We start from the raw sequence: 14,830 nt of genomic DNA, 5'->3' as shown, positions 1-14,830 counted from the left end.
CCCTCGCCCTGTCCGGCCTCGCCGCCCTCCCCGCGCCGGCCGCCGCGCTGGAGGCGACCCTCGACGAGATCTCCGTCAGCGCCGAGCCGGCTGCGCCCGCCGCGAGCGCTGCGAGCGCCGGCTATGTCGGCGGCACCACCGGCATCGGCGGCCCGCTCCTCACCGTGGATTCCGCCAGCGCCGGCCTCGTCTCGGGCGCCGCGATCAACAGCCGGCCGGTGACGCGCCCCGGCGAGGTGCTGGAGGCGGTGCCGGGCCTGATCGTCACGCAGCATTCCGGCGAGGGCAAAGCCAACCAGTTCTTCCTGCGCGGCTTCAACCTCGACCACGGCACCGACATCGCCCTGTTCCTCGACGGCATGCCGCTCAACATGCGCACCCATGCCCACGGCCAGGGCTACGCCGACATCAACTTCCTGATTCCCGAGCTCGTCGGGGCGGTGGAATTCCACAAGGGGCCGTATTTCGTCCGCGACGGCGATTTCGCCTCCGCCGGATCGGTGCGGATCGACTATCTCGACAGCACCCCCAAAAACCTCGCGCTCACCTCGATCGGGAGCTTCGGCTACAAGCGGGCCCTGTCCATCGCCTCGGCGCCGCTGGCCGAGGGCCGCCTCCTCATGGCGGCGGACGCGCAGCTCTACGACGGGCCCTGGGCGGTGCCGGATGCGCTGCGCAAGATCAGCACGGTCGCCCGCTACAGCCAGGGCACGGCGCTGGACGGGTTCTCCGTCACCGGCATGGCCTATGCCGCCCGCTGGACCGCCACCAACCAGATCCCCGAACGCGCCGTCGTCTCCGGCCAGCTCGACCGTTACGGCACGCTCAACCCCACCGATGGCGGCGACACCTCGCGGTTCTCCCTCTCCGGCCGGTTCAGCGCGACGGACGACACGGGCGTGACGCGGGCCTCGGCCTACCTGGTCCGCTCGCAGCTCAACCTGTTCAACGATTTCACCTATTTCCTGAACGACCCGGTCAATGGCGACCAGTTCCACCAGCTCGACCAGCGCATCATCAGCGGCGGCGAGGCGCTGCACATCTTCCAGGGCGACCTGTTCGGGCTGCCGATGGAGAACGAGGTCGGGATCCAGACCCGCACGGATTCGATCCGCGTCGGCTTGTTCAACACGACGAACCGGCAGTTCCGCTCCGGCATCCTCGACGACCGGGTGCTGGAGACGAGCGGGGCGTTCTACTTCGACAACCGCGTGCGCTGGACCGACTGGCTGCGCACCAGCCTCGGCTTCCGTGCGGACGGCTATTACGCCAGCGTCGTCTCGGACACGCCGGCCAATTCGGGCAAGGCGCGGGACGCGGTTCTGAACCCGAAGCTCGGCCTCGTGCTCGGGCCATGGTGCGACACCGAACTGTACCTCAATTACGGCGGCGGCTTCCATTCGAACGACGTGCGCGGCGTGACCGCCACCGTCGATCCGACGAGTTCGCTGTTCGCCACCACCCGCTCGCCCTTCCTCGTGCCCTCGACGGGCTACGAGATCGGCCTGCGCAACCGCTCCATCGCGGGCCTGGAGACGAGCCTTGCCCTGTTCCGGCTCGATTTCGCCTCCGAGAACCTGTTCCAGGGCGACACCGGCACGACGGAGCCGAGCCGCCCGACCCGCCGCTTCGGCGTCGAATGGACGAACCGCTACGCAGTGACGCCCTGGCTCTCGCTGGAGGGCGACCTGACGATCACCAATGCCCGGTTCTCGGATGTCGATCCGGTGGGCAACCGGGTGCCGGAGGCGCCGACCACCATCGCCTCGGCGGGCATCACCTTCGGCGAGCCGCTGGGCTGGTTCGGGTCGCTCCGCTTCCGCTATTTCGGGCCGCGCCCGCTGATCGAGGACAATGCGATCCGCTCGCGCCCGACGGCGCTCCTCAACGGAAGGGTCGGCTACAATTTCGAGAACGGGGTCAGCGTCTCGCTCGATGTGCTGAACCTGACGAACAGCCGGTCCGACCAGGTCACCTACGCCTACGTCTCGCGCCTGCCCGGCGAGCCGACCGAGGGGCTGATCGACCGGGTGTTCCACCCCGTGGAGCCGACCGCCGTGCGCCTGACCATCGCCGGTCGGTTCTGACCGGGCGCCCTACGGCTTGGGCGCCTGGGCCGGCGGTGCCGACTGGTCGGTCTGCGGCTCCATCTTGGTCGTGTCGGCCTTGGTGGGGGTGTTGTTCTGCGCCTTCTTGTCGTCGCAAGCCACGAGGCCGCAGGCGAGCAGGGCGACGAGCGCGAGGGGCTTCAGGGCGTTCATGGCGTCCTTCCGGATCGGGCGGGGGCGTGAGGAACGCAGGCCGGATCGCCGCCGTTCCCGGCGCTCATGTCCGCCGCCCTTGCGGGATCTGTGGCTGCGCGTTGCCGATTCAGGGGCCGGCGGGCTGCTAGCCATCCCGGCCGAGAACCTCGGCGGCATAGCGGGACCGGGCGGCGGCGTCCGGCTGTCCGCCGTCGCGGGCGCACCATAGGGCGAACGCGTCCGGCTCGATCGGAACGCGGACGACCTCGACGCCGCTGCGCTGGACCTCCCGCTCCATCTGCTCGGTCGCGATCCGCCACGTCTCATAGGCCGGCGGGAGCCGCGCGCCGTCGAGGAGGCTCGCACGCAGCGCGTCGTAATTCTCCGGGGCGTACCACGGCAGGCCGATACGGCGGGGGCGGGTCATCGGGACTCCGGGCGGAGGGCCTTAACAAGGGCGGTTCCGGCGCTGCCGCCGGCATGTGCCGGCAGCAGCAAGAATCCGGCCCTCGTGCATCGATCGAGACGAAGGCGTCAGCCGTGTCTGAGAAAAACCGATGCAATAACAAGAAGATAGGTCAGAGACGCATCAACGGAGTGAGTGCGTCACTGCCCTAGCGCCGCTGCATCTCCCGCCGCTCCTCACGGCGCTCCATCCGCTCGTCCCGGCGATCCCGCTCCGGATCGACGCCGAGGACGCCGCCGACCGTGCCGGTCGCGGCCCCGACCGCTCCGCCGACGACGCCGCCGATCGGCCCCGCCGCGCGGTTGCCGTCTTCCGCCCCGCGCTGGGCGCCGGGAATGGTGCCCTGGGCCTCCGCCGTCGCGGCGAGCGCGAAGGGCGACAGGATCAGGGCGGATGCGATCAGGATGCGTTTCATGGTGGTGTCCTTCCAGGCTCGATGAGGCGTCGCACGGCTCCGAAGCCGAGCGCCTCCGTCTCAGGCCAACGTCCGAAGGCCGGGAAGGTCACACGGGCCAGGGCCTGACCTCACGCAGAGCCCTCGGCGCGATCCTCCAGGGCCTCCCCTCGGACGGCCGCATCATAGCCGGCCAACCACCGTGCATGCGCCTCCGTGCCCTCCGCATAGGGGCAGGATTGGCGGGCGATGTGCTTGCCGGGCGCGTAGAAGCCTAGGGCATAGTGGTCCAGATTGTCGTCCGGCGGTTCGGTCATGGTTTTCTCCCAAGGATCGGCAAGACGAGAGCGTCGCGAGGCCGAGCGGTCAGAACAGGGCGACCAGGGCGACGCCGCCCACCATCAAGCACCCGCCGAGGATCCGCCAGAGGCTCGCGGGGTGGCGCTCGAAGCCGACCCAGCCGAAATTGTCGAGCAGGATCGACGTCACCACGCCGGCCGTCACGAGGAGGCCGAGGAACGGCGCCGCGCCGATCTGCCGGGCGACGACGAACTGCGCGAGGATGATGCATCCGCCGAGGATGCCGCCGAACCACGCCCACCACGGCATCGCGAGCGCCTGGGCCGAGGTCGGCCATGCGAGCTTTCCGGAGAGGAGGCCGACGAGGAGGATGCAGGTGGCCGTGCCGGCGACCACCACGAGGCCGGCGGTCAGGGACTCGTCCAATCCCTTTGAGAGCGCGCCGTTCTGTCCGGCTTGGACGGCGTTGGCGACGCCGGCCAGCAGCACGAAGCCGTAGAGGTACCACATGGCCGAGATCTCCTGTCCGATCTTCGACCAAGGCGCCGGAGCCCCCGGAAGTTCGTTCGCCGCGGTACGCCGCCGCCTATGGCTTGCCCGACCTCGCCTTGAGGGCGTCCCGTTCGAGGCGGGCCGCCTTGAGGCGGGCGGTGTTCTGGTCGGCGGCGCTGACGCTCGGCTCGACAGGCGCCTTCCCGCCGGGGCGGTCCTGCGTCTTCGCGAAGGCTGCCTCGGCCTGCATCCGCTCTTTGCTGTAGTTGTCGGCCATATCCCGTTCCTTGGAAGACCCGCTCGCGCTCGGAGCCCCGGGCCGAGGACGCTCAGTCCCCCGGCGTCCAATCGATGTTCGGCCGCTGCGCCAGGATCCGGTCGAAGTAGTTCGCCACGGCCTGCGCGCCGTCCGCATGCATCATGGCGACCGGATGAGCGAGGTAGGCGCGGGCCAGATCGAGGGGGATCTCGCCGGATTGGAGCGCGCTGAGCACGGCGTCGATGAAGGCATCGTTGGCGTCGTTGAAGTCGCTCGACAGCTTCTTTCGCTCGTTGAGTGCCTGGATCGGCATCGTGCGCGTCATCCTCTGAAGGCCATTCGGTCGGTCTGCCGGCGTCCGGCGCCCCGATGCCGCGTCAGGACCAGGCCTGCCATCGGCTCGCCGCCCCAAGTGTGGGGCGCGGCGGAGGGGATTGCAACGCGGCTGCGCGGCGTCCCGGGGCGCGTGTCGGATCGGCGCTCGTCGAGCACACAACTGCTGTGTGTGTCTGCACGGTATGGATAAATTTAAGATCCACCGTTCTACCATCGTCGAATTCAGAACCGCGCGCCTGCGCCGACGATCACAGAGCCTCAGCTTTGAAAATCAGCCGGCCGATCCGCGAGAGCGCCCCGATCCCGACCGAGCACGGATATTCCCGGACCCACCCCGCCGCCGCCTTGCCTGGAACGTCAGCGATGAGGGTGGCGTCATGAATATCCTGATCGCGGATGCGGACGAGGAAACGCGCCTGACACTTCTGGAGGCGATCGTCGCCGTTCTCCCGGACGCCTGTGTCCGGGAGGCGACCAACGGCTTCGAATTGCGACGGGCGATCGCCGAGGCCTCCCCGGACATCCTCTTCATCGAGACGATCCTGCCGGGCACGAATGCCGAGATGATCACCACATGGCGCGCGGGGGCCGGCGCCCACAGCGTGATCGTCCTCGTGGCGGATCTGCTGGCGGCGCGCTGGCCGACGATCGCGCGGCGGCTCAACGCCTACGATGTCCTCCTGAAGCCCCTCGGCCAGCGCAATGTCAGGCATGTGCTGCAGGCCGCCGCCTTCCTGTGCCGGGAGCTGACGCTGCTCTTCGTCGAGCCCGGCTCGAAGACCCGGCAGGTCGCCCAGCAGATCTTCGCCGCCACCTCCTTCCGCTTCCGCGTGATCGAGGCCAAGGACGGCCGCAGTGCCGTGAAGGCAGCCGCGACGCAGCCCATCGACCTCGTGGTGATCGGCCCGTCCATCCCCGACATGCCGCCATCGGAAGTCGCCTGCCGGATCGACGCCCACGGAACGGACGCGCGCATCGTCATGGTGGTCGGACCGAACGAGGACACGTCCGCGTCGAAGCTCTCGCTGTTCGGCGCCAGCACGACCCTGCGCTTCCCCTTCACCCCGACCGACATCGACCGGGCCGTCTACGAGACCTACGGCCTGTGGCAGCCCTATCTCCTGGAAGCGCTGCGGAAGGAGTACGAAAGCCACGGGGATGACGTCGCGGCGGCGTCGGCCGCGCGATGAGCGCCTCTCCCGGCCGCATGCCGCTGCCGCGCCTCGACCTGCTGGTGCGCGACATCGAGGCCGCGATCCTCGGCAAGGACCGCGCCCGCCAATCCGCGTTGGTGCTGCGGTCGGCGGCGGCCCTCACGCGACATTGGTCGCGGTTGCCGGCCACGGACAAGCCGAGCTTCGACCGCCTCCTGGCGAGCCTGCTCGAACAGGTCGACGAGGAGGCCCGCGCGACCTTCGCCCAATGCCTGACGCCGCTCCGGCGGGCGCCCCGGATCACGACCACCCGCTTGGCCCGCGACCCTTCCCCCGCCGTCTCGGTGCCGCTTCTGGCCCAATGTCCCAGCTTCGACGACGCATGGCTGCTCGAATTCGTCCACGGCGTCGGGCCGGAGCAACAGGCGGCCATCGCGCGGCGGCGCAGCCTCGGGCCGGCCGTGGCGGGCCTCCTCCTCCAGGGCAGGGAGCCGCGTGTCGTCGCGGGGCTGCTCACCAATCCGGGGGCGGCCTTGGCCGCTGACGCGGTGGACAGCCTCGTTCCCGAGGCCGCCGGCTCGCTTCCGCTCCTGCTCGCGCTGGCGAACCGGGCCGACCTGTCCGAAGCCGGCCGCGCCACCCTGGCGGCCATCGCGCGGCAATCGGCGGCGCAGGCCCTGACCGAGGACGGGGAGTTCAGCGGCGGGGAAGCCGACACGCTCCTGGACCATGTCGCTCGGACCTTCCGCATGCCGGTTTGCGCCGAGCATCTCGACCGCCACGCCGCCTCGGCGGCCGTCGCCGCCCAGGATCCGGGGGCGAAACCCGCACGCGCCTCGACGCTCGCGGAGTGGCTCGCGCGCCGACGCCTCGAAGATGTGCTGGCGACCCTGGCGCGGGATGTGGATGTGCCGGTCGGCGTGCTGATCGCCTGCCACGCCGCACCGACGCCTCATGCCCTCACGATGATCGTGCGGGGGCTCGGCCACCCGTGGTCGCTCCTGAAGGCGCTGCTGCAGGCTGCGGCCGGCGGCGCGGTCTCCCCCGAATGCCTCGGCGTCGCCCATCGCCTGCACTTCGAAATCGGACCGAGGACGGCCCGCATGGTCGCCCGCTCCGCGTCGATCCCGACCGGGACGGGCGCCTTCCTCGCCGCCGCGGCGAGCGACGACGGGCCCCCTGTCGCTCCGGTCGCCCGCGCCTCGGTCAGAGCGGTGTGAGGCGGCCGAGCGGTCGAATTCTCGCGAGACCACGACGCGGCGCCCGCAGCGAGGGACTTGAGGAGAGAGGTCGGCATCGGCGCCGGGGGACGAGGCGGCCTCCGCCACCGTCTCGGCTCTCCGGCCGGATGTCGTCGCCGCGGACAGGGAAGCCTGCGGCGGCGAGGTGGCGGGCCATGGGCATGCCCATGGCGCCGAATACGGCGGTCACATACTCCTCATGGCGCTCCTCATGGCGGCGCGTTCGTTCCTCCGACCAATGTTCCGAGTACGGAAGCCAGCACGTTCAGGCCGACTTTAACATCGGCCGGTTCGACGTCGCCCGCCGGCCCCCACCCTACGCCGCCACGGCATCGGATGAGCGCCAAGCCGATTGGTCCCAGCAGGGCCATATTCCCGGCGTTGATGGCGACACATTGCGCCAGCGGTACAGGGGGGTGTCCCGCGGCTTCCACGGCGCGCTCGAACAGGCGAACGATCCCGGGCTCGCAGCGGGTGGCGTCAGGGTCGATGCCCTTTTCGATGGCGATCTCCAGCTGGCGACGCGCCGCGATCCCTTCGAACGCCACAACGAGATCGTTCACGGCCGCGCTGCGCTCGGCATCGTCACAGGACAGGATGCACACCCCGAAGGTCGTGCAACCGGAGACCACGAAAGTCGACACGGATTCGACGTCGACGTGCACGACCGTAACCGTGACGCCTTTCCGCGCCGATCCGATCCGCTCAGCGTCGAGGATGCATTCCGCCATCCCCGAAAGGGTGTCGCGCCGGCCCGACATGGGCACCGTCGCGGCACCGACGGCTTGCCCTGTCAGCGTGATGCGCAGGATCGACGACGCCGACAGGGCGGGGACGATCCCGACCGGCGATCCCGACCATTCCAGCACCGGACCGGCTTCGGCCGCGACTTCGAGATAGGCGACGATCTCGTCGGCGGACCGCCTCGCGCCCGGGAGCCTCTCGGGGTCGAGTCCCTGCGATTGCAGGGCTGCGCGAAGGGTGACGCCGTAATCGTCGTCCAAGTCCAGCAAGTCCGAATCCATCCGTCCGACAACCGCCCTGCTACCGGGCCTCGGCAAGCCGAACCGCCCTGCCGCATCCGTGACGAAGGCGACGACCTCGATCGCGTGCCGCCGGAATGAGCCCCCGCGGATCACGTCCTCGACGGCAGCGATGCCCATCAGTAGGCCGAGGGTGCCGTCGTAGCGGCTGGCATCCTTGCGCGTGTCGATGTGCCCGCCGATGACGACGGCCGGACCACCCGGGATCGATCCCTCGACCCGGCCGATGAGATTGCCGATGGGATCGCGCCGGGTCGACAAGCCCGCCTCCTGCATCCACCCGAGGACCAGCGCTTCGGCTTCCGCTTGTGCCGGGCTGAAGATTCGCCGCGTCAGGTTCCACGGATACGCGCTGATCCGAGCGAGGCGTTCGATGCGCTCGATGATGGTCACGGCCGCGCTCATGACTGTCCGTCGACGAGAGTGCTGGCACCGGCCGAATTGGCTCGCCCGATGCCGATCCGCATAACACTATGCTGGAGTACGACAATCGAAGAGGGAGGATATGGACCTGACGGCCCGGCTCGAAAGACCACTCGACGTCATGTGCGATGCCTGAGATGAATCGACGCCTGAGTACAGCGTCGATCCATGCCATAGCTCAATAGGAACCAGGGACAGGCAAACCCATCACCTTCTGGGCTTTGTAAGGCCGAACGACGATGGTGCCCGTCGTCTCGACGTCGCGGCGGTAGGCCGGGCGGGCGAAGCCGTAGCCAGATTCGGAGCGTACGCTGGAACCGACGTTACGCGTGTCCGACACCGCGTTCTTGTCATGGGACGGACCCGCTTGCGCGAAGGCGCTTCCTGCGCCCAGGGTCAAGCTGGCAGCAACGAGGATGCGGATCATGACAATCTCCTAGGGGGCGCGCCGGGTATCGACGCTTCGATACTCCGGAGATGGAGCGCCCCAAGGGGATTTCTTGTGCATTGCCGCACATTGCACTGCGGCGCACAATAGATTTTTGAATCGAGCTTGGCTGGCGCCTCGAGAGGCTCGCGAGTTCCCTGCAGATATAAAGTCCGATGCTCAGATCACCGCAGGTCAGGGCAGCAACACGGTCGCGCCGACCGTGGCACGTGCTTCGAGGGCGGCATGAGCTTTGCCGGCCTCCGCCAAGGGCATTTGCAGCCCGGTCTCGACGCGCAGCACTCCGGCGGCAAAAGCCGCGAAGACCTCGGCGGCCATCGCGTTCAGGGAGGCGCGGTCGCGGACGAAGTGGAACACCACCGGCCGGGACAGGGAATTCGAGCGGCCTCCCAGAACTGCAGGCGGCATCGGCTCGACCGGGCCCGAGGCCTGACCGTAGTTCACCAAGGTGCCGAAATAGGCGAGGCTCTTCAACGATTGGTCGAATGTCTCGCGGCCGACGGCGTCGTAGACGGCATCGGCGCCGCGTCCTCCGGTGAGCGCCATCACGGTCTCCGCGAAACCGCCGTCGCGATAGAGAATCACCTCGTGCGCGCCGGCTGCCCGGGCTCTCTCGGCCTTCTCGGCGCTGCCGGCGGTCCCGATCACCGTGGCGCCCAGATGCCGCCCCCACCGGCACAGGAGCTGGCCGACCCCGCCTGCGGCCGCATGGACGAGGATCACGTCCCCCGCCTTCACGACATGGACGCGCCGCAACAGCATGCAGGCGGTCAACCCCTTGAGCAGCAGCGACGCGGCCTCCACGTCGCCGAGCCCATCGGGCAGCGCCACCGCGATGGAGGCAGGCAGGATCCGCCGCTCCGCGTAGCCGCCATAGGCTCCGGTGATGTAACCGACCCGCTGGCCGACCTGAAAGTCCTCGACGCCGGGACCCAGCGCCTCCACACGGCCGACCGCCTCGATGCCCGGCACACCCGGCAGCGGCAAGGTCCGGTAAAGGCCCGAGCGGACATAGCAATCGTGGAAGTTCACCCCCACCGCCGTCTGCCGGATCAGGAGTTCGCCGGGCCCCGGCGCGCCGACGGCGACATCCTCCAAGACCAGGGCTTCCGGTCCGCCATGCGCGCGCAGGACGATGGCTGCCGACATCTCCGATCCCCTCCCGCCATCGCCCGCCGCATCGCTCCCCGGCGGGACAGTGCACCTATCGGTCGCCTTTCGGCTCCTTCGTTCCGGTCCCCGAGCCGGCGCCGCCGTTGATCACGCCGTTCCCGCCGTCGGCTGTCGGCGCTGTCGTGGGCTCGCCCTGGGCCAGGACGGCGGACGTCCCGGCCAGCGTCACGGCACCGGTCACGAGGGCGATGAACACGGCGCGCATCCAAAGGATTCCCTGAAGCGAAGAGGGTGGTGGTCAAGGAGCCCGCCACGCGGACGGGACGGCGTGTTGTCGTCTCAGAGACGGGGCAACCTGGTCCGCGAATGCCGCGCCCGGGTTCCTGGCGTGGGGAGGCCCATCACCCGGCGCCCGCTCGACCGATAATGACGTCGCCCGCCCATCCGAACCGGCTCGACGCTGCCGCCGATGGATTGGGCGCCCGGCGTGAACCCCGGTGTGGCCGCGGCCGGCTGGGCGCCCACAAAGGCGGCGAGCAGGATCGTAGCGCCGAAGATTGCTGCTGACCGCATGTCCAAGGTCCCACCGATAGGAATTCTCGACATCAGAACATCGATAGTGTCCTTCAGTTCCTGCCCGGCCCTGCTCGTCTGTGTTGGCCGTCGCGACGTGCGCCTGTTCCGGTCCTGCCCCCGGTTTCGGCGCCCCGGATCGGGGATCTGCTTGACTCGCGAACCGGCTCGATCCCGGTTTAGGGTTCTCGACCAGTCGATCCCGAGTAACCGTCCGTCGCTTGGCCGTGCAACTTCGCCTTCATCCGCCCGTTGGGGGACGTGACAGGAGAATCGGATGAAGACGCTTCTATTCGCCGCCGCGATCCTTGTGAGCGGAGGCGGCGGTTTGGCCCTTGCGCAACCGGCGGGGGCCACGCCCGAGCCGGCGCCGGCGACCGTGCCCGATGGTGCCCCGGCGAACCGGGATGGCGGCGCGCCGAGCCGCCAGGCGGTTCCGGCCCCTGCGCCGAACGATCCCAACACGACCGGCCCCGACAAGGTCAACGGGCTCGAAGTGCCGCAGATGAAGGATTCGCAGGACGGCCGTCGCCCATGAGTGCGGGGCGCCCCCGGCCCGTCATGCGTGGGGGGCGCCCACCCCGGATCGGAGATCGCGGCTCACCGCAGGCTACGGCTGACGGACCGGCGGCGCTGCTCGGATTTCGCGGTCTCGTGCATCTTCTCCAGCTTCGAGACGAACTTGGCCGAGGCCCGGCTGATATGGGCGCGACCGAGCCGGTCGGCCTCGTCCGCATCCTTCGCGATGATCGCCCGCAGGATCTCAGCGTGTTCGTCCCAGATGTCGGTGGAGATGTTGCGTTCGACGCGCAGCACCTCGCCCATGATGCGCCGCATGTGGTGCCAATGCGGGCGGGCCGCCTCCTCGATGACGGCGTTGCCCGAGAGTTCGGTGATGAACTGGTGGAACGCGATGTCCTCGGCGATCTGCCTGGCGATCGAACCGCTGGCGATGGCCTCGCGGCCACGGGCGATGATCTCGCGGCCCCGCGCCTCCGCCTGCTCGCCCGCGCGCTGGGCCGCCAGCCGGCAGGATAGGCCGTCGAGCACCTCGCGGACCTCGTAGGCGCTGCGCATCAACGCGACATTGAGCTCCGCGACGACCACGCCGCGCTTGGGCGCATCCGCCACGAACCCGCGATCCCGCAGAAGCATGATCGCCTGCTGGATCGGCTGGCGCGACACCTCGTAGGCCTCGGCCAACTCGTCCTGAATCAGGCGCGTGTTCGCCGGCAGGGTGCCGTCGCAGATCTCGTCCAGGATCCGTTCGTAGACCTGCCCGACCAGGTTCGGCACGATTGTGGGTTTTGGCATCGACATCCGTCCGCCCGCCTGGGGCAATCCCTCGTCCTGTCGCGCAGCCGCTTGCACTCGGCTCCGGAGGCGTGTACGACTTCGAATGCAAACTTCGAATTCAAAGACATGTCCCAGGGTCCGAGGACCACGCGTTCATGCCCGCAAAGCGTGACCGGCCGCAAGGTGCCACCCCTGCGCCGTCGTCGTCGCAGTGCGACCGCCCCGACCCTTCTGCATCGCTGAAGATGTCCGCCTCTGAGATTTTTTTAAGACTTAAGATCTTCCGCAAGACCCGCCAACAGCGTCCCAACGAATGGCCGCTGCCTCGACAATAACCAGACCTTGCATCCGACAGATTGGGAGGATGACCGTGAACGCCCCTCTTTCAAACTATATCGGCGGACGCCTGATCGCCAGCGGCAGCAGCGACCTGATCCCGGTCCTCAATCCGTCCAGCGGCGCTGTGATCTCCGAGATGCCGGTCTCCTCGCGTGAGGCCGTGGACGAGGCGGTCGCCGCCGCCAAGACGGCGCAGGTCGCCTGGGGCCGCCTGCCGGCGATCCAGCGCGGCAACGCCCTGCGCGCCATCTCGGCGCGGATCCGCGAGCGGGTCGAGCCGATCGCGCGGATCATCTCGCAGGAGCAGGGCAAGCTCTTCGGCCTCGCGAAGGTCGAGGTCGCCTTCGCCGCCGACTACCTCGACTACATGGCCGAGTGGGCACGCCGCATCGAAGGCGAGATCATCGAGAGCGACCGGCCGGGCGAGAACATCTTCCTGTTCCGCAAGCCCATCGGCGTCGTCGGCGCGATCCTGCCGTGGAACTTCCCGTTCTTCCTGATCGCCCGCAAGCTCGGCCCGGCGCTCGTCACCGGCAATTCCATCGTCATCAAGCCGAGCGAGGAAACGCCCCTCAACGCCGCCGCCTTCATCGCCCTGCTCGACGGGCTCGACATCCCCGAGGGTGTCATCAACGTCGTCTACGGCACCGGCGCGGGGGTCGGCGAAGCGATCTCCTCGCACCCCGATATCGGGCTCATCAGCTTCACCGGCAGCGCGGCCACGGGTTCGCGCATCATGGCCGCCGCCGCGCGCAACATCACGAAGGTGAACCTGGAACTCGGCGGCAAGGCGCCGGCCATCGTCCTGAAGGACGCCGACCTCGAAAAGGCGGCCAAGGCGGTCGCCGCCTCGCGCACCCTCAACAGCGGGCAGGTCTGCAACGCGGCCGAGCGCGTCTATGTCGAACGGCCGATCGCCGAGGCCTTCGTCGCGCGGGTGTCCGAGGAGATGAAGGCGATGCGGGTCGGCGACCCCCTCGGCGAGTCCGAGATCGACATGGGGCCGATGATCAACCGCGCCGGGGTCCGCAAGGTCGAGGAACTCGTCCGCTCCGCCCTGGACAGCGGCGCCACCGTCGTCACCGGCGGTCGCGGCACCGCCGAGGAGGGCAAGGGCACGTATTACGAGCCGACCGTGATCACCGGCTGCCGTCAGGACATGGACGTGATGCGCAAGGAGATCTTCGGACCCGTCCTGCCGGTCATGACCGTCGACAGCCTGGAGGAGGCGATCTCGCTCGCGAACGATTGCGAATACGGCCTGACATCCTCGATCTACACGGAGAACTTGTCGAGCGCCTTGAAGGCAAGCCGCGAGCTGAGCTTCGGCGAGACCTACATCAACCGCGAGAACTTCGAGGCCATGCAGGGCTTCCACGCCGGCAACCGCAAGTCGGGGATCGGCGGGGCCGACGGCAAGCACGGGCTCTACGAGTACACCAGCACGCACGTCGTTTATATACAGTCCTGATCCGATCGATGCGAATTTGCAACGCCATAAAACAAGAATCGGCTATCAAAGGTACAGCGACTGACTTGGTATTTACACGCCACTAAGTGCGGACATACCATAAACCAATCGCGAGAGCGGCTATAACCATAATAATCCGCCTCGCGAGTGCGTGATCAAACGCATGCCGGGGGAACGCCATGTCGAAGGGTTGGAAACATTTCGCTGCGGCCACGCTGAGCCTCGCCGGCTTGGCCGCACCACACGGCTCGGCCTCGGCCGCCGACATCACCTTCGCGGTGATCGGCCCGCGCGAGTACGAACTGCCGGTCAACTACAAAGATTTCTTCGCTTTCGTCCAATACGGACAATTCAACTCGTCGTCGCAATACTTCGATGCGCGCGGCAACCTGACGAGCCAGCCTCGCCAGAACCTTGCCGTCGGCCTCAGCAAGTTCGTCTACTTCACGACGTTCGATTCGCTCCCCGGCGTCGGCATCGCCTTCGAGGCGATCCTGCCGGAGGCCTATCTCGGCGTGCGCGGCGGCGGCGAGCAACTCGGTTTCGGCGACACGATCTGGGGCGTGGCCACCTGGATCAAGCCGACCGAGAACAGCACGCTCGGCTTCCAGACCTTTCTCCAGGCGCCGATCGGCACGGACAACTTCACGAACAACTACTACGCCAACCTCTCCAGCATCCTGTTCGACGTGCAGGGCGAGCGCTTCAGCTTTACCGGCGACGCGGGCGGCATCTTCCGCAGCGAGCAGAACGCGCCGGGCCAGCCGCGGATCAATCCCGGCATGACGTTCCACACCAACCTGCGCCTCGGCTACAAGCTGAACGAGCCGAAATTCCCGGTCGAGCCGTTCCTGTCGCTCGACTACCAGTACAACACCGCGTCCGACCTGGCCTTGAGCCACCTGATCATCCCGAACAGCCACGGGCAGGATCTCGCCCTCGGCGCCGGCTTGGCGTGGTTCTACGATCCCAAGCAGTCGATCACCGTGCGCTACTCGCGCAGCGTCTACGGCGTCAACATGACACCGACGAATGCCGTATATTTGAAGTACGTCTACATTCCGTAATGATGCATTATGGCAGCAAGCTAAACTCGGCAATAAAAACGGGGCAGGACTGATCTCTGAGGTGACGGAGATTGGTCCATTGTAAGGGAAGCCGATCGAAAAGGCGTCCGAACGCGGCATGTGCTGCGTTCGCCCACGGGCCCAGGCCGCGCCATCCGGTCAGCAGAGGAAA

18 protein-coding genes are annotated in these 14,830 nt (G+C 68.2%); 6 read left to right on the top strand and 12 right to left on the bottom strand.

The annotated features are described in order from the left end of the window. Positions 1 to 47: 47 nt before the first annotated feature. Positions 48 to 2,087, top strand: coding sequence for a TonB-dependent receptor (locus ACXJ1Y_RS05970; protein ID WP_463850049.1), 2,040 nt, complete (start codon positions 48 to 50; stop codon positions 2,085 to 2,087). A 9-nt stretch (positions 2,088 to 2,096) separates the two neighbouring features. On the opposite strand, the gene ACXJ1Y_RS05965 is transcribed toward ACXJ1Y_RS05970, so the two are convergent. The 7 genes from ACXJ1Y_RS05965 to ACXJ1Y_RS05935 all read right to left on the bottom strand — a co-directional run bounded on the left by ACXJ1Y_RS05965 (position 2,097) and on the right by ACXJ1Y_RS05935 (position 4,467). Beyond that, the gene (locus tag ACXJ1Y_RS05965) at positions 2,097 to 2,261 is read right to left on the bottom strand and encodes a hypothetical protein (protein ID WP_463849197.1); all 165 of its coding nucleotides are present in this window, start codon (positions 2,259 to 2,261) and stop codon (positions 2,097 to 2,099) included. A 127-nt stretch (positions 2,262 to 2,388) separates the two neighbouring features. Further along, a complete protein-coding gene (locus ACXJ1Y_RS05960; protein ID WP_463849196.1) occupies positions 2,389 to 2,670 on the bottom strand; it encodes a hypothetical protein in 282 nt (93 codons plus the stop codon). A 187-nt stretch (positions 2,671 to 2,857) separates the two neighbouring features. Beyond that, entirely contained in the window at positions 2,858 to 3,124 is a 267-nt protein-coding gene (locus ACXJ1Y_RS05955) for a hypothetical protein (RefSeq protein WP_463849195.1), read from the bottom strand. 110 nt (positions 3,125 to 3,234) lie between these two features. Then, positions 3,235 to 3,420 (bottom strand): ribosome modulation factor, encoded by a 186-nt coding sequence (locus tag ACXJ1Y_RS05950; protein ID WP_463849194.1) that lies wholly within the window; start codon positions 3,418 to 3,420, stop codon positions 3,235 to 3,237. 49 nt (positions 3,421 to 3,469) lie between these two features. Then, positions 3,470 to 3,913, bottom strand: coding sequence for a DMT family transporter (locus ACXJ1Y_RS05945; protein ID WP_463849193.1), 444 nt, complete (start codon positions 3,911 to 3,913; stop codon positions 3,470 to 3,472). 76 nt (positions 3,914 to 3,989) lie between these two features. Next, positions 3,990 to 4,172: a hypothetical protein gene (locus tag ACXJ1Y_RS05940; protein ID WP_463849192.1), complete on the bottom strand. Its 183-nt coding sequence runs from the start codon at positions 4,170 to 4,172 to the stop codon at positions 3,990 to 3,992. 52 nt (positions 4,173 to 4,224) lie between these two features. Continuing rightward, positions 4,225 to 4,467 (bottom strand): hypothetical protein, encoded by a 243-nt coding sequence (locus tag ACXJ1Y_RS05935; RefSeq protein ID WP_463849191.1) that lies wholly within the window; start codon positions 4,465 to 4,467, stop codon positions 4,225 to 4,227. Positions 4,468 to 4,867: 400 nt separating this feature from the next. On the opposite strand from ACXJ1Y_RS05935, the gene ACXJ1Y_RS05930 reads away from it, so the two are divergent. After that, on the top strand, positions 4,868 to 5,680 hold the full coding sequence (locus ACXJ1Y_RS05930; protein ID WP_463849190.1) for a response regulator: 813 nt from the start codon (positions 4,868 to 4,870) through the stop codon (positions 5,678 to 5,680). Further along, complete coding sequence (locus ACXJ1Y_RS05925; RefSeq protein ID WP_463849189.1) at positions 5,677 to 6,864, top strand: DUF2336 domain-containing protein; 1,188 nt, start codon at positions 5,677 to 5,679, stop codon at positions 6,862 to 6,864. The genes ACXJ1Y_RS05930 and ACXJ1Y_RS05925 overlap by 4 nt, the downstream gene beginning before the upstream one ends. A gap of 230 nt (positions 6,865 to 7,094) precedes the next feature. Here the strand turns inward: ACXJ1Y_RS05925 and ACXJ1Y_RS05920 are convergent, their stop codons facing one another. The 4 genes from ACXJ1Y_RS05920 to ACXJ1Y_RS05905 all read right to left on the bottom strand — a co-directional run bounded on the left by ACXJ1Y_RS05920 (position 7,095) and on the right by ACXJ1Y_RS05905 (position 10,177). Further along, positions 7,095 to 8,321 (bottom strand): hydantoinase/carbamoylase family amidase, encoded by a 1,227-nt coding sequence (locus ACXJ1Y_RS05920; RefSeq protein ID WP_463849188.1) that lies wholly within the window; start codon positions 8,319 to 8,321, stop codon positions 7,095 to 7,097. Between the two features lie 208 nt (positions 8,322 to 8,529). After that, positions 8,530 to 8,778, bottom strand: a complete 249-nt coding sequence (locus ACXJ1Y_RS05915) for a hypothetical protein (RefSeq protein ID WP_463849187.1) — start codon at positions 8,776 to 8,778, stop codon at positions 8,530 to 8,532. A gap of 195 nt (positions 8,779 to 8,973) precedes the next feature. Then, entirely contained in the window at positions 8,974 to 9,948 is a 975-nt protein-coding gene (locus tag ACXJ1Y_RS05910) for a quinone oxidoreductase family protein (protein ID WP_463849186.1), read from the bottom strand. 55 nt (positions 9,949 to 10,003) lie between these two features. Further along, complete coding sequence (locus ACXJ1Y_RS05905; protein ID WP_463849185.1) at positions 10,004 to 10,177, bottom strand: hypothetical protein; 174 nt, start codon at positions 10,175 to 10,177, stop codon at positions 10,004 to 10,006. A gap of 585 nt (positions 10,178 to 10,762) precedes the next feature. Here ACXJ1Y_RS05905 and ACXJ1Y_RS05900 point away from each other — a divergent pair. Continuing rightward, complete coding sequence (locus ACXJ1Y_RS05900) at positions 10,763 to 11,023, top strand: hypothetical protein (RefSeq protein ID WP_463849184.1); 261 nt, start codon at positions 10,763 to 10,765, stop codon at positions 11,021 to 11,023. Between the two features lie 62 nt (positions 11,024 to 11,085). Here ACXJ1Y_RS05900 and ACXJ1Y_RS05895 read toward each other — a convergent pair whose 3' ends face one another. Then, positions 11,086 to 11,799: a GntR family transcriptional regulator gene (locus ACXJ1Y_RS05895; RefSeq protein ID WP_463849183.1), complete on the bottom strand. Its 714-nt coding sequence runs from the start codon at positions 11,797 to 11,799 to the stop codon at positions 11,086 to 11,088. 352 nt (positions 11,800 to 12,151) lie between these two features. Between ACXJ1Y_RS05895 and aldA the strand changes: the two genes are divergently transcribed. Further along, positions 12,152 to 13,591: an aldehyde dehydrogenase gene (aldA, locus tag ACXJ1Y_RS05890; protein ID WP_463849182.1), complete on the top strand. Its 1,440-nt coding sequence runs from the start codon at positions 12,152 to 12,154 to the stop codon at positions 13,589 to 13,591. A 179-nt stretch (positions 13,592 to 13,770) separates the two neighbouring features. After that, the gene (locus tag ACXJ1Y_RS05885) at positions 13,771 to 14,658 is read left to right on the top strand and encodes a transporter (protein WP_463849181.1); all 888 of its coding nucleotides are present in this window, start codon (positions 13,771 to 13,773) and stop codon (positions 14,656 to 14,658) included. Positions 14,659 to 14,830: the final 172 nt, after the last annotated feature.

The sequence above is a fragment of the Methylobacterium sp. TK26 genome (assembly GCF_055361565.1).
Note: the sequence above shows the minus strand (reverse complement) of the source record. Positions and strands in the feature narration are given on the sequence as shown.